The sequence below is a fragment of the Helicobacter valdiviensis genome, assembly GCF_003245365.1.
Taxonomy (GTDB): Bacteria; Campylobacterota; Campylobacteria; order Campylobacterales; family Helicobacteraceae; genus Helicobacter_D; species Helicobacter_D valdiviensis.
The window spans coordinates 1-16,082 of sequence record NZ_NBIU01000040.1 but is presented as its reverse complement, the minus strand read 5'-3'; the positions used below and the strand labels follow the sequence as shown (position 1 = coordinate 16,082).

Here is a 16,082-nt window from a genome sequence, read left to right as displayed (position 1 = left end):
GTATTAATAGTTTTTTATCTATGAAGTAGAATAATAAAATTAAGTAGAGTTATGCAATCTATGAGAATGCTTAGGGGTTTTGGATATTCTTTTTAGATTGTTTCGCCACTAAAGCTCCTAGCAATGATAGAGGGAGAATGCCTTACAATGACACTTCACTTTGTTATATTGATATCCTCCGCTTTCTTATAATGATACATATTAACATCTTTACTTTATTATATTTTGTTATATTGATATCCTCCGCTTTCTTATAATGATACATATTAACATCTTTACTTTATTATATTAGGTAAAGCGAAATATCGCTGATTTAGAAAATCTTCTTTTAAATTCTTATCTTATAGATTTATTTAAAAAGTCCTTAGGGATTTCTTATGGAAGTTCTTTAGCTAAAACCTTAGAATAACAAAAAAGAGTTTAAAATTTTCAAAAGAATAAAATAGTTTCTTAAAAAATTGTGGAGAAAACAAAAAAAGCAAGAAGAAAAACTTCTTGCTAAAAATTATTGCTTCAATCCTAGAAGCGTATTTAAGATTTGATCAGAAGTTGTGATAGATTTTGAGCTTGCTTGGAAACCTCTTTGCACCACGATAAGCTGTGTAAGACCTCTACTTAAGTCCGCATTACTCATCTCTAGCTTAGAAGCTTGTATCTCACCTCTTCCTCCACTTCCAGCAGTTCCAAAGGTAGGATCTCCAGAGTTTGGTGATTCTGCAAAGAGATTGCTTCCTGATTCTTGCAAGCCCTCATAATTTGGGAATGTAGCAACTGCAACTTGTGCTAAAGCTAAATTCACACCATTACTAAAGTTTCCTATCATTGTTCCTGTTGCATCAAAATAGAAGTCTTTTAGGCTTCCTGCTGCATATCCATCGCCATTAATTTTCTCAGCATTAGATTCGTTTGCATTACTTGTAAGCCCATCATATCCACCCGCTGTTCCAAAGTTTAAATCAATACTTTGAGGGAATTTTGCACCCGTATTTGGCTTAAATTGAATAGTAGATGGGTTAAATCCTAAAAGCTCTCCTTGCTCACCAAAGGTTACACTTCCACCCTCTAAAATATTTGGACGCTGTGCTGTCCCACCGATGAGTTCTGCAGGTTCTGGGACGATAATTCTCCAACTCCATTGATTTTTACTCTCTTTTTTAAACTCAATCTTCATTTCATGCTTGTTACCTAAGCTATCATATACTTCTAGAGTTTGTGCAAAGGATGCTTGTCTAATACCTGCTGTTGTTGTTGTGTTTCCGCCTTCTACTAGCACACCTGTATTCATTGCTTTCATTTGATTTTTGAAAAGCACATTGGTAGTATTTAAATCATCACTATACGCAGAAACAAAAATATTTAAATTATCATAAGCTGCTTCTGTGCCATTTACTCCACCATTTCCTTGCACTTTTCCATCTTGCTTGTTATTAATCTCAAATTGTCCGTTGCTATTTAATTTTACAGATACACTAAAGTTAGAAGCCTTAAACCAAGCACCTCCTCCTGTCATAGCATTTGCAGCTGCTGCACTATCTCCACCAAATTGTTTTACTTTATTGGCATCATTTTGCATTAAAGCTCTTAAATCTTCTGTTGTTCTAAATCTGCCTGAGCTTGAATCTGCATCGGTTTGGTTTGTATAGCGGTATTGGAATGCTGTAGTAACTGTATCACTGCCACTAACATTTCCTATTCCTCCGCCAGCACCTGTCACAAATCCACCATCTGCACCGCCTCCACCATTTGCAGCAAAGATTCCATTATCAAATCCACTTGCACGGATATTTTTATTAGATCCATCGCCATCTAATTGATTAGTATTTTGTAAAACTAATCTATCCCCTTTTACTAAAGCTTCTACTCCGGTTTTATCTTTTAGATTATTAATAGCTACTTGTGCTGCAAGAAGATGAGAAGAACCTGAAACATCTGCATCATTTGTCCAAGTGATTTGCTGACCGTTGATGGTAACTGTTGTAGTAATAGGTCCTGCAGCTGCTTGTGTAGCTGCACTACCTAGAGCAATTTCTTTAGAAGTGGCAGTTTGATAGCTTATCCAAATCCCTTGCCCCTCTTGCAAATTCATCGCTTCCCCACCATCGCTAAACATTGTTCCAATATCTTGTTCTACTTCTACTTGCCTATCATTAGAGTCATATACTCTATCTAAGCCACCTTGAATGTAATTGTTCCCTGGTGTGCTATCTAGTGGGCTAGGACAAGTGAGATTTTGTGTTTTATTACCACTTGTTAGGTTGATATTACCCCAAATCTCTGAAGTCATTTTAGCAGGAATAGACAATCTAGGATCAATAGTAATATTGCCAATAGGTCCTGTAGAATCTACTTTATTAATAGAATCTCCTCCACAATCTGAACCAAGCTTTGAGAGATCTCTCACCCAACCTTGCACGATAAAACCTGAAGTGGTTACTAAATTTCCCACTGCATCAAATGAGAATGCACCATCTCTTGTATACATTCTAGTAAAGCCACCATTGTTAGATACGACAAACATACCATTACCGCTTAAAGCTAAGTCGTTTTTTCTATCTGTATTTTGCAAAGAACCTTGTGAGAAAACTTTGGTAGTTGTTTCAATGCCTGTTCCAAGTCCTACAGAGTAGTCATTAATACCGCCATATCCTGCATAAGGAATAGTTGCTCCGCGTTTGGTTTGGCTAATCATCGTTGAAAAATCTGCTCTTGAGTATTTAAAACCATTCGTATTAACATTAGCAATATTGTTTGATTCAACATCTAATGCAACTTGATGGGCTTGCATACCGCTTACACCAGACCATAAAGACCTTAACATCTTAAATCCTTTGTAGAAATATTTTTACAAGAATTTAAAGCAAATATTGTTCCACTTTTTAGAATTTTTATTCCCAATGCTTTGTAAAAATCTTGATTTTATGCGATTTTATCAATAAAAATTTTATCTTGTTACATCATCATTGCATTCTAAAGGCCTAGACACTCTTTATAAAGAATTAATAAAGAAGTTTTATCTTACCATTTTAAAAGTTTAACTCTTTTTTATCATTGCAAGAAGTTTTAACTGCTAAGCAATTACTTTGCCCTAGTCACCTTTGTAAGCTCCACATTATCATTGCAAGGAGACATAGCCAACAAAGCAATCTAAAAAACAACCAAAAAAACTAGACATTCTCAATAACATACCTTACAAAGCAACTCCTAGACTGCCACAGCTTCTTACAAAGTTTCACAATGACATAAGAAAGTATTATTACAAATTCTCCTCTGCCATTACAATGCAATATAATCACCATAGCAATCTATAAAGAGTTGCTAAAAATTTTAATATTCTTATAGACTACCACAAACTACACTTTTGCATTGATAAGAAGATATCGCCCAACAAGGAGTAAAACAATTTATATCCTAAAGACTTTATTTTTACATTTCTAAAATTTTACTCAACAAATACCAAAAACAAAGATATTTCGCTCTCATCCAATAGACGAACAAAATGCTATTGTAAAACTTCTCTAGAACTAAAGAATTCTATTTTTTACCCTACAATGTTTTATCTGTCATTGCAAAACAATATAATCACCATAGCAATCTATAAAGAGTTGCTAAAAATTTTAATATTCTTATAGACTACCACACTATGCTTTACTTTGCCTGCAATGACAAGGTGGAAATGTATCATTGCAAATTCTCCTATGTGTCATTGCAAGGCAACTTGTTGCCAAAGCAATCTAAAAGAGCGACCAAAAATATTAAAGCAACTCTTTAGACTACCACAACCACTTACAAAGTTTCATAAAACTAGGAACTACTTAGGCAAATATAAAAAGTAATCTGCAGTTTATCTTTACTCTTAGAATATACTTATTTTAAATAATCCTAAGAGTTCCATTTTTGTAAAAGATTTTTCAAATCATAAAGCCCACTTTTGCAGAATGCAACTCTAACAATGCTTAGAAGCTCTTTTGTAGCCGTTTCCAAATCTTCATTAATTATTAAATAGTCAAATTTTTGTATTTTTTCCATTTCAAAAAAGGCATTTTCCAAGCGTTTTTCTATCACTTCATATGTATCGCTACCTCTTGCTATTAGCCTATCTTGAAGCGTTTTCTTATCTTTAGTGGTAACAAAAACAGAGGTGGCTATTTTGCCAAAGGTTTTAATAATATTCTCCTGTCCTTGCACATCTACATCAAAAACAACGAGTTTATCCTGCGATAATGCTTCTAGCACCTCTTTTTTGGAAGTTCCATAATAGTTTCCATGCACTTTAGCCCATTCCAAAAAATTGCCTGCTTCAATACCCTGTTTAAATTCCTCTTGGCTAATAAAGTGATAATGCACTCCATTAATCTCACCCTCTCTTTTCTCTCTAGTGGTAGATGAGATAGAAAAATAATGATTAGGAAATTCTTTTGCTAAAGCTTTATACAGAGAACTTTTCCCTGCTCCACTTGGTCCTGATAAAATTAAGATTGCTCCCTTTTGTTTGATGTCCCCCATTATTCTTGCTCTTTTTTAGGAAACTGGATGCTAATATTAATTGTAGCTCCACTTAGAAGCTCCTTTAATCCCTGTGTCTGAAGACTTTGCAAGGCCACCATAAGCGATTCTATAGAATTTACTTGCAAATCTCCACTAATCTTTTTCTCTTCATTTTGAGGCACGATAGGGGTGATATTTGGCTCTTTAGCAATAGGCTCTCCTAAAGCTTCACTTAATCCCTCTAAACTCAAAGCACTAAAATCTTCTTCTCCTGAAAAATCTTGTTGCACTACCTCTTTTTGAATTTCTTGAGCCGGAACTTCCTCTTGAACTTCCTCTTGAACTTCCTCTTGAACTTCCTCTTGAACTTCCTCTTGAACTTCCTCTTGAACTTCCTCTTGAACTTCTTCTTGAACTTCTTCTTGAACTTCTTCTTGCTTGCTTTCTTCTAATTCTAATGCCTCTTCTTTGCTAAACACTTCTTGCTTTATTATTTCCTCTTGCAAACTATCTTCTTGATTATTATCTAAAGCTTCTTCTATACCGCCTAAATCTTCTAGTGTAAATTTTTCTTTTTGCTCTTGTGATTGCTTGTTTGTTTCTTCTTCCTCTAGATTATGCATAGGTAACTCATCTAAAGCATCTAGGTTAAAATCTTCTAGTCCCTCGCTACCTCCCAAATCTTGCTCTTTGCTATCTTCTTCTAAAGCTTGGGATATTTCTTCTTTAGCCAGCTCTCCTTCTTCTAATTTTGCTTCATCAAAACTATCAATCCCCTCTAAAAGCTCTTCTAAATCATCTACTTTCTCTTCTGCATTTTCTTCCACACCCTCTTCAAAGCCTAAATCCGCTAGTTCCTCTTCCTCTTTATCCTTAGGTGCTTGTTCTTCTTTTTCTTTACTCTCTAAAATATTCTCATCTTCCAAAAAGCTTGCTTCCTCTTTTGTCTCACTGCTTTCATCTAGCAACCCTTCTAAATGTTTATCAAGATCAAAATCTTCATCTGCTTCTTCTTTAGCTTCAGAGGGGTTTTGATTTTCTTCAATTCCAAATTCATCCAAAGAAAAATCCTCTACTTCTTCTTTTTTTTCTTCCATTTTCTCTATATCTAAAGAGTTTTCTTCTAAATCCCCTTGTGGTTTTTCATCTAGCAATTCTTTTAAAGTATTGATTTCATCTAAATCCAAAACACTCTCTTTGCTATCTTGCTCTTTATTGTCCCGATTTTCCTCTTGAGCTACAAAATCGCTTTCACTAAAATCTGCTTCTTGTTCTTTTTCCATTTCTACAATATCTTCATATTCCTCTTTTTCCTCTTTTTGCGTTTCTTTAGCTTCTAGTAAATTTTCTTTTGCAAATTCAAATCCGCCCGTAAAAGAATTTAATACATTAAATAAATCTGTAGGCAAAAAGGGTTTTTGAATATATTCATTAAACCCTTCTACCCTCTCCCCTGATTTAGAGTAAAAAAATGCAGTTTTAATATCCTCATAAGCTTGTTTATAGGCTAAAAACAATTCCTCATCATAACTTTCATCATCTACAAGTAAAATACCTGCTTCTTTTTCTACTTCAATGCTTTCAGATTGTATTAGCTCCAAATGTGCTTTAGAAGCACTTAATGCCACCAACTTTGTGATAATAGGATTCTTATTTACCAAATACACTTTCATTGCAAATTCCTTAAAATTAGGTTTTTATATTTAATGCAACAAACTGATTGAGTTTTTATACACCAAGTGTTAAAATTATAGCATTTATTACTACATATTGACAAGGACTACAAAAATGTTACGAAAATTTTTCCTCTTTAATAGTTTTCTTTTACTTTTTCATTTGCCACTTTTTGCAAAAGAGCTCTATTTTATGCCACAAGATCAAAAAAAGGCAATTTCTGCCATTCTTTTTAATATTAAAAATAGCCATAAAACTTTAGATATCGCCATTTATAGTTTTACCAATAGAGAAATTAGTAAAGCCATTAGAGATGCCGCAAAAAGAGGAGTAAAGGTAAGGATTGTATATGATAAATCTGCCAACAAAGATCTTACACAATCCACACTAGGCTATCTTGCAAAACTTAACAATATAGAAGCTTGCACCCTAAGTGGTTTGCGTTCTAAAAATGGAAAATATTTTGGATTAATGCACACAAAAATGGCAATTATTGACGATAAAACTTTGATTTTAGGTTCGGCTAACTGGTCTAAAAGTGCCTTTGAAACCAATTATGAAACCTTACTTCTTCTAAATGATAAAGATTTTATTAAAAAAGCCAATATCGCTTTTAAAGATATGTTTTTAAAATGTCAAAAATACTAAATAAGCTAGTAAAAATACTAGCTTATTTATACTCCTAGATAAATTTGCCCTGCATAAAGAATATACATTCTTAAAGCAAATACACCAATCATAATAGAAATGGAGTTTAAAAGTATGAAATTAACTTTATAAGCGTGATTTTTAAGTGCTGTTAATGCAATCACACTTGGGATTACAACGCTAAATCCAATCACACAAATCCAAAAAATACCCGCCCAATTTCCGCTTGTTAAAGATGCAATAGCAGCAACTGCTTTTTCACCGCCTTGAAAATAAAGCCCTACAAAAAGTGCAAAAAGCAATAAAGATTCAATAGGTATCACCCTTAAATCCATTGTTAAAAGGTATTTTGTAGTATCTTTTGAAACTTCTTTTTCAAAAAATATAAGCCCAAAGCAAATACAAGCTGCAATTCCGCTTGAAAGCCCACTAGCTAGGAATAAAATAGGTAAAATAGGACTATTATAAAGTGGGAAAGTTTGGATTGCAGAAAGCAAGAATCCTGTATAAACCCCAACGCCTCCTGCTAATGCAAAAACCAATCTTCCAAACCATAAAGAGTTTCTCTCTAAAAAGCTTAAAAGCGGACTAAAGATTTTAACAATCCCGCCTAAAAAACTTTGCTCCAAACTTCCTCTAAATCTAATCACTGCATACACTAAAGAAAGTGGAGTGTAAAATAAAAGCAAAAGCACTCCTAAAGACATTACTGATTTTAGATTATAAGTAATTAGAAGTTGGTAGAAATTTAGCGGTTTAGTTAAATCAAAAATTAGAATAATTAAACCAATAATAATGCTAAAAGGAGCTATTAGCACACCTGCTCTTACAAACGCATCCCATGGAGCTTTTTTGTTTGGATTCATCCACTCCACGCTTAAAGCTGTCATCATTGCTCCACTACTAAGTCCTGCTAAAAACAAATAAAGTGCAATAGGCCAATGCCAAATGATTGCTGCACTATCTGGTCCCCATATCTCATTCATAATACTACTCCTCCTTTTTTATTTGGCACAACAAATAATTTTGGTTTTGTGCCTAAGTGTGGTTTGTTTGTAACAAATGGCTTATTTGCTAGATAGCTAAAAATAGGACTTAGCGGATCATCTAAATCCCCAAAGATTAGCGCATCTGTAGGACAAACTGCAACACAAGCTGGCTCTCCATATTGCTTTAAATGTGTATGCTTGCAAAAATTACATTTATCTGGCACATTAGTTAGCGGATTTACATATCTTGCATTATAAGGACAAGCCACTACACAATAAAGACAACCCACACAGACATCTGCATTAATATCCACAATCCCATTTTCATCCATAAAGGAAGCATGTGTAGGACACACAGTTACACATGGAGTGTGTTCGCACATCTCACAAGAATGCCTTACATAATTAAAACTAAGATTTGGAAACTCGCCCTTTGGTCCATCTACTTTTACTTTTAATCTAAAATAGCCATCTGGAATTGCATTCTCGCTTCTACAAGCGATTGTGCAACCCTGACAACCAATACATTTTTCCATATCATGTATCATTGCATATTTCATCTTTACCCCCTACACTTTTTCTATTTTCACGCCGATAGTATGCACATTATTCCCAGCAACTGGAGAAATGGTATTTTCTAGCAAATGGCTAGCACTCATTCCTTTCCCATAAGCCAGATTTTGCTTTTTGCTTGTATGTCCAAAACCAAAATAAGCAAAAAGTGTATCCTCTCTAATTCCAATTGTAGGCAATACACTTGCTATTTGGCTTCCCACTTTGCTAGTTATTTTGATTTTATCACCTTTTTTAAGCTTTAATTTATCGGCAACTTTTTGGTTAATCCATACAGCATTATCACTCATTAATGTATTCAACCATGGCACATTCATTGTGTGTCCATTCGTATGCACTGCAACTTTTCCTTGTATAAAATAAAACTCATCTTCTGCTTTTAAATTTGGTTTATTATAGGTTAATCCACCTCTGCCACAAGCTTTTTCTAAAGTTTCATCAAAAAGCTCAATTTTTCCACTTTTGGTTTTGCATTTTAAAACTTCGCTAAATTCTCCATCGCCATCTAAATTTGCTTTAGAGTTTGGATATTTTTCTACAAATTTTGCAATGCTTTCTTTATCTCTTGCAAGAAGTGGAATCCCATAGCTACTCATTCCTTTATGTTTTAGCTCAAACATCTCATCAGGATAATTATAGCCTTGTTGCATTCTAAAATCATCCATATCTTTATAAGGAAATGCCTCTTCATAACCCATTTTTTTAGCAAGTTCTAAATAAATTTGCCATGATGGCTTTGTGTTTCCTATAGGTTCTACAACTTTTTGCCTCACTTCATAACCAGGATTTTTTCCATTTTTAGCCAAAAACTGCTCATCTCTTTCTAAATAGGTAGATTCTGGCAAAATAATATCTGCATATTGTGAAGTATCTGAGACATATACATCCACACTTACAAACAAATCTAATTTTTTAAGTGCTTCTACTACCTCATTAGAGTTATTCACTGTCATTACTGGATTAGAACGCGTAATCATTAACCCTTTAATTGCATAAGGCTTTTCATCCAAAATTGCTTGATACACCCTAGAATAAATCCCTCTAGTTTTAGAGATTTTGCTAAATTCACCCTCTTTTACATCCACATAATCAATCCTAGGTTCTTTAGGCTCTTGTAACTTTGGCAAAATAGAACCTTTAAATTCTGGTGCTACGCTCTCTCCTGCTAGTTTATTATAAAGCTTAGGAGCTTTTGGAAAATACAATCCACCCTTAGTTTCAATATTGCCTAAAAGTGCATTTGCAATAGCAATGGCTCTTCTAAATTCAATTTCTTCTGGAGTGAAAGTCGCCCTATGTCCATAATCCACCATAGAATGTGGAGCATATTTTGCACACTCTCTTGCTAATTCTCTAATTTTTGTAGCACTTACATCACATTCACCCTCCATTGCCTCTGGAGTGTAGTTTTTAACACTCTCTTTAAGCTTTTCAAATCCTACTGTGTATTTTTCTACAAACTTCTTATCATAAAGTTCTTCATAAATTAAAGTATGCACAAATGCCATCATAAAGGCTGTATCTCCTGCAGGGCGGATAGGTATCCACTCGCTTGCCTTTGATGAAAGCACAGAAAATCTAGGATCTAGCGAAACTAACTTAGCCCCTTTTTCTAAAGCTTGTGTTACCCCTCTTGCATAGCTTATGACTATCCCTTCATAGACATTGTGTCCAAAATTTAACATAAACTTACAATTTGAAAAATCTCTGCTAATAGAACCATTGCCAAATACGCTTGTGAGTGCCACCGCATAGCCTGATGGACATGTATTTCCATGATCAAAAATATTAGGACTCCCATAAGCATAGGCAAACTGGTTTAAAAAAGTCTGCTCTGGACCACTCTTAGAAGCAAAAGCTACACTTTTAGCACCATATTTTTCTTTAATTTCATTGAGCTTTTTAGAGATATAATCATAGGCTTCTTCCCATGAAATCTCTTTCCATTTCCCCTCTCCTCTCTCGCCTGTTCGCATAATAGGATTAACAAGACGATTAGGATCAAAAAGCTGATTAGTCCCTGAACCCCCTCTAGCACAAACTGCACCACCTGTGCTAGAAGAATAAGGATTCCCTTGAATAAAAACTTTTTGCCCCTCTTTTAGTGTATCTACCCTCGCTTCAATGGGACAGCGAGTGCTACACATCTCACAAATACTTGGAACAAATTTTGAAGAACCCTCCAACTTACCACTAAAAGCACCCAAAGTTCCAGGAATGCTTAAGGCAACAGAAGTGGCTCCAACTCCTTTAAGAAAATCGCGTCTATTAATATTAGATTGAATACTCAATTTTCCCTCCTTTTTGTTTAATCTTCATTTACCATTTTACTACTATATTTACCTTTTGTAATAAAATCTATAAAATTTTCCTTTTAAATTTATAAAAATTTTATGAATATATATTTTTTTATATTTTTGTAAAAATCGCTTTTGGGGAGAAAAGAAGAAAATTCTATTAAGAGTATTTTTTACCCATATTGGTTTTAGTGACTTTCTAAAAATACAAATCTTAGTTAAATTATTTTCCTTAAGAATTCATAATTTCTACAAGCAACTTCACACTTTCTTCATAAGGAAGTGCTTCATCATAATTTTGTTTTAAATAATTTTCCATTGCTTCTTTTTTAGAAATTGCCTCATCTAAATCCTTATCATTTCCCATTTGATAAGCTCCTATGCGGATTAAAACTTCATTTTCTTTTAGCATAGAATAAAGTCTCCTAAACTTTCTAGCCGCCTCAATATGTTCTTTACTTGCCACATCGCCCATAAGTCTTGAAGCTGAATTTAAAATATTAATAGGAGGATAAATCCCAAAATCTGTAAGGCTTCTATCAAGCACAATATGCCCATCTAAAATACTCCTGCTTTGATCGGCTATAGGATCACTCATATCATCACCCTCTACAAGCACCGTAAAATAAGCAGTAATAGATCCATGCCCTTCTTCTTTTCCTGCTCTCTCCATTAGTTGCGGAAGGAGTGTTAGCACCGAGGGCGGATAACCTTTGCTTGTAGGTGGCTCTCCTAATGCTAGTCCAATTTCTCTTTGTGCCATTGCAAAACGCGTAACAGAATCCATCATAAAAAGCACATCCTCACCCTTAGCCTTAAAATACTCTGCCACACTCATTGCAGCAAAAGCCCCATATTTACGCATTAGAGGGGAATCATCGCTTGTAGCTACTATCAAGACTGTGTTGGTTAAATCCCCTCCCAAATTTTTCTCCACAAATTCAGGAACTTCCCTACCCCTCTCTCCTATGAGTGCAATTACCTTAATTTTGGCACTTGCACCCCTTACAATCATTCCCATTAAAGTAGATTTTCCAACTCCACTTCCTGCAAAAATTCCTAGTTTTTGTCCTTTACCGCAAGTCAAAAGCCCATCAATGCTTTTCACTCCCACACTAAAAACTTCATCAATCATTCCCCGCTTCATTGCAGCAATTGGCGCTCTAATAATTGGCATAGCACCTTGTGCTCTTAGCTCTCCCTTACCATCTATAGGCTCTCCCATAGGGTTAATCACACGCCCTAAAAGTTCAGGACCCACTGGAAGTTGCAAACCTTTTGTATTTAAATAAACTTTATCACCCACCTTTGTGCCTTCAATAAAAGAAAAAGGTGTGATTTTAAAACTCCCTTCCTCTAGTGAAGTAACCATACCCAAACTTGAACCATATTCACTCACAATCTTAACAATATCTCCAATGCTAGGAGATAATCCATTTGCCACCAAAAACCCTTGATCTACACGCACAATAAGCCCAAAGGTAGGCGAAAGATTTAAATGTTGCAATTTTGTTTTAAGATTTTGCAAGGACATAAACACTCTTTTTTTAAGGCTTACTATACCAAAAAATACAAAAAAACTAAATACAAATATGCTAAAAACTTATATTTTCTTAGCTTTTATCTAAAAATTATTGCACAAAACAACTCCACATTTCTCATATACTATTTAAAAATAATACAAAAACATCTTCCAAACTCCATAAAACAATAAGCTTTAAAAAATTAAATAATATTTATTTTATTTATTTTGATAAAAATATAAAAACTTGATTTATAAATCTACAATTTTATCATCGCAAAGCAAACTAGAGAGCTATTTGCCATTATTAATCCCCATTTATAAGCAAAACCATAATTTAGATTTCCACGAGCTCTACGAACTCTCGCAAAGACAAGAGATTATCAATGAAATTATTAAAATTTTATAAGTTAAGGTTACAAGAATTAAATAAATTCTAGTAGTAGCAGTGAGACTTTAGGAGTTTTTTAAAATGTTGTGCAAGTATGGATAAATTACTAAGCAATGTGTAGGGTGAGACTAGATAAATATCTATAAACCCTATAATTTTTAAAATCTCTTAAATGCTTACTCCAAAGGGATTTACTTTAAAGATTGTTTGATAGATTGCTTCAGCTCTAAAGAGCTTCGCAATGACAAGAGATTATCAATGAAATTATTAAAATTTTATAAGTTAAGGTTACAAGAATTAAATAAATTCTAGTAGTGGCAGTGAGGCTTTAGGAGTTTTTTAAAAATTTTTGAAACGAGGCTAAAAAGCAGAAAGATAAAAAGGGAAAGATGTAATAAATTCTAGTAGTTACGGTATAGAATAAGAGTTTTAAAGGGTTTTTCAAGAGGTTAGCAACCTTTATGGGTTGTGCCTCTTGTAAAAATCCTTTCATCTATTATTATCTGTCTTGAATACGAATTTCTTCTATATTCTTTGTGCCATACAAGGATTATTTGTCTTAAAGTTCTCACTCACTACACAAGTTCTATAATTTAGTGTTCCTTTCTCTTCATCTAGTGCCTCTTTTTCTTCTTCTGCTGGTTTTATTAAGACTACTTGTTGTTTATCTAGCATAGAAGCATTGATGTCTTTTAGAGGAGCATTGAGGGTTGGATCACTTCCTGCACTTCCACAATCTTTACATTCATAGCCATCTACTGCTTTTAAGCCTAATTGGAATTTTAATGGATTGTTTGCAAACATTGAATATTCTTTATCTACCTCTAAAGTATTATTTAAAAGAGCAATAAAATCATTTGCAATTTTTAAGATACTTGCTTCTCTTTTTAATAAACTTTCATATTTACTTTTTAAAGAGTTTTCTAGCATAATGATTTGATCTTGTGTTAAAGTATTATTCTTTAATCCTTCCCAATACAAATTTCTTTCATTGATATAGGCTAGATAATCATTTCTATACTTTAATAAATCACTATTTTCATTTAATTGACTATCTTTAATAGCTTTAATGATAGTTTCTAAATTTTTTTCCAATTTAGAGCCTACATTATTATCTGTTAGCTTATACTCTTCTGTAAATAAGCCTTTTACTAACAAACCATCTTCTCCTATAAAGGCTAATAAGAATTCTAAAGTTTGCTTAATAGTTTCTGCATCTTGTGTTAATAAATCAAGACTTAAATCACCTAGTATTTGATTTAGGATTTCTTTGCTAAAGTCGCTTTCTTTTAAATCTACTTTACTTAACTCTCCTTTATTGGTTGGAATATTGATTTCATCTTTAGGATAAGTGCTAGAAGAGTCTTTTTTTAATTCAAAGGAATTAGTTTTATCATTGAAGATGATATTAGAGTTTTTATCTCCTATTGTTCCATCTGCATTTTTAGCATACATTATAGATTTACCATCATCTAATTCTTTGTAGAAAAGTTCTTTGCCCTCTTCTAATGCTACAAACAGTTTTAGATTATCATCCCAATAGACTTTACCTACATTATTATTGAAACCTTTGAAAGTAGCTTTTTGCTCTTCCAAGGCTTGGTTGTTTGCTAGTTTATTAATTTTAAAATAGCTTACCGAAGAAATATCCTCATTTCCAACAATATTATCTGTTCCTGTGCCTCCATCATTATTATTTACATAATTAATCTCTATATTATCAACCTTAAAACCATCTCTTACATAATTGCCACCCACAAATAATCCAGTAAGAGCATATGAGGTAATATCCTCATCATATCCCACAAAATTATTTAAATACATTGTAATATTTTTAAATTCATTATACTTCCCAGTTATACTCCCATCCTCAATCTCTCCCACAAAACCACCAACACTAATTATAGTGTCTTTAGATTTAATAGCACCAATATTATTCATAACAATATTTTCTACTTTTGTTTCTCCAACTTTTCCCAAAAACCCTCCTACAGCACCTATTACACCTTGACCTCCAAATGCACCTCCTGTAATATCTCCAATATTATTCAAAGCAATATTTGATAAATAACTCCTCGCAACCATGGCTGAAAATCCTGCTACAGTATGCCCTGAAATATTGCCTATATTATTTAGGGTAACATTTTTAATTTCTCCATCTGATATCACTCCTGCAAAACCACCTGCATAACCACTACCTATTTCACTATCATCTATAAGCTTTTCTATATCGTTAATAGATATACTTGATACCCTGCTACCTGTAATGTCTCCTGCAAAACCACCAACACCATATCCTCTTAACTCTTTAATATTGTTTACAGCAATATTTGAAAACTCACCTTTTTCAATATTTCCAGCAAAACCACCTATATAAAGGCGTCCTCCAATACTTTTTATACCATTCAAAACAATGTTTGAAAATTCTCCTCCTTCAATCCAGCCAGCAAAGCCACCCGCAGTGCCATTCATATAAAATTCATAATTTGATGTTGTAGCTTTGATAGCACCTATATTTTTTAGGGCTATATTTGAAATGTTATAGTTATCTCCTCCAATATAACCTGCAAACCCACCCACAAAATTAGGCAATCCATTTTGATACTCAAACTCTAACCCATCAATTTTTACATTGCCTATTTTTAGATTATTGCCTTCAATATACCCAAATAATCCTGTATAATAACTATCTGCAATAATTGTGATATTGCTAATTGTATGTCCTAGACCATTAAAGTTTTTGTTAAAAGGGGCGTTTCTTGGATCTCCAAAAAGATCATAAAACCCCACAGGTTCTACTGCACCTGCACCACTCATATTAATATCACTCATTAGCCTAAATTCTGTAAAAATATCTCTAAAATTAGCACTCTTATTCCAAGAGTTTGCAAATCCTATCCATTCGTTTTGATTTTTTTGACTATTGGCTAGCTCATCTTCATAGCCTATATATCCTATCTTTTGAAAATCCTTTAATCCTTCTCCACTAAAGGTGTATTTGCCTAAATTCCAGTCATTTTTGTATTTATTATAATAATCTCCTGTATGCTGTGTAAAGCTTCCTTTTTGTTTAACATCTATATTGATATTCTTTCCTGTTAATGTATCTCCATTGATATAAACATCATTGCCTTTTATATCTATTAAATCTGCATATTCTTTGCCACCTGCTAAATCTGTATTTCCTTTAATGGATACATCTTTATTTAAGATTTCTACTTTGTTACCTACTAAAAAGACTTCTTTTGCTTGAATAGAGCCTTTATTGATAACAATATCTCCATTAGGTTTAAACACAGGAGAGAAAGAAGCTAAAGTATTATCCTCATTAGCTTCTTTAAAAGCATTAAGTGTATCTGTATCTATAGCAGATGTAGAAATACCAAACTTATTAGCATTAATACTTCCACTCTCTGTTACTATTACCCCACTAGGATTTACAATAAATACATTATTATTGTTTCCTTGTAATAATCCTGCAATTATAGAAGGATTTTTAGAAT

At 33.4% G+C, this 16,082-nt stretch carries 9 protein-coding genes; 1 reads left to right on the top strand and 8 read right to left on the bottom strand.

All coding sequences use genetic code 11. From position 1 onward, the window contains the following. Positions 1 to 505 precede the first annotated feature (505 nt). The 3 genes from flgE to B6S12_RS11155 all read right to left on the bottom strand — a co-directional run bounded on the left by flgE (position 506) and on the right by B6S12_RS11155 (position 6,158). On the bottom strand, positions 506 to 2,818 hold the full coding sequence (gene flgE / locus B6S12_RS09575; RefSeq protein ID WP_111230565.1) for a flagellar hook protein FlgE: 2,313 nt from the start codon (positions 2,816 to 2,818) through the stop codon (positions 506 to 508). Between the two features lie 1,061 nt (positions 2,819 to 3,879). Next, a complete protein-coding gene (gene gmk / locus B6S12_RS09570; protein ID WP_111230564.1) occupies positions 3,880 to 4,503 on the bottom strand; it encodes a guanylate kinase in 624 nt (207 codons plus the stop codon). After that, positions 4,503 to 6,158: a hypothetical protein gene (locus B6S12_RS11155; protein ID WP_181451028.1), complete on the bottom strand. Its 1,656-nt coding sequence runs from the start codon at positions 6,156 to 6,158 to the stop codon at positions 4,503 to 4,505. Before B6S12_RS11155 ends, gmk begins: the two co-directional genes overlap by 1 nt. 115 nt (positions 6,159 to 6,273) lie before the next feature. Here B6S12_RS11155 and B6S12_RS09560 point away from each other — a divergent pair, with 115 nt between their 5' ends. After that, positions 6,274 to 6,807: a phospholipase D-like domain-containing protein gene (locus B6S12_RS09560; RefSeq protein ID WP_111230563.1), complete on the top strand. Its 534-nt coding sequence runs from the start codon at positions 6,274 to 6,276 to the stop codon at positions 6,805 to 6,807. Positions 6,808 to 6,833: 26 nt separating this feature from the next. Here B6S12_RS09560 and nrfD read toward each other — a convergent pair whose 3' ends face one another. From nrfD to B6S12_RS09535, 5 genes are all read right to left on the bottom strand, one after another. Next, positions 6,834 to 7,793, bottom strand: a complete 960-nt coding sequence (gene nrfD, locus B6S12_RS09555; protein ID WP_111230562.1) for an NrfD/PsrC family molybdoenzyme membrane anchor subunit — start codon at positions 7,791 to 7,793, stop codon at positions 6,834 to 6,836. Next, the gene (locus B6S12_RS09550) at positions 7,790 to 8,356 is read right to left on the bottom strand and encodes a 4Fe-4S dicluster domain-containing protein (RefSeq protein WP_111230561.1); all 567 of its coding nucleotides are present in this window, start codon (positions 8,354 to 8,356) and stop codon (positions 7,790 to 7,792) included. The genes nrfD and B6S12_RS09550 overlap by 4 nt, the downstream gene beginning before the upstream one ends. Positions 8,357 to 8,365: 9 nt before the next feature. Then, the gene (gene phsA / locus B6S12_RS09545; RefSeq protein WP_245892645.1) at positions 8,366 to 10,660 is read right to left on the bottom strand and encodes a thiosulfate reductase PhsA; all 2,295 of its coding nucleotides are present in this window, start codon (positions 10,658 to 10,660) and stop codon (positions 8,366 to 8,368) included. Positions 10,661 to 10,898: 238 nt separating this feature from the next. Further along, positions 10,899 to 12,200 carry a flagellar protein export ATPase FliI gene (gene fliI, locus B6S12_RS09540; RefSeq protein WP_111230560.1) on the bottom strand — a complete coding sequence of 434 codons (1,302 nt, stop codon included), beginning with the start codon at positions 12,198 to 12,200 and terminating at the stop codon, positions 10,899 to 10,901. A gap of 904 nt (positions 12,201 to 13,104) precedes the next feature. Further along, a partial coding sequence (locus B6S12_RS09535; RefSeq protein WP_111230559.1) for a two-partner secretion domain-containing protein occupies positions 13,105 to 16,082 on the bottom strand: 2,978 nt, incomplete at its 5' end.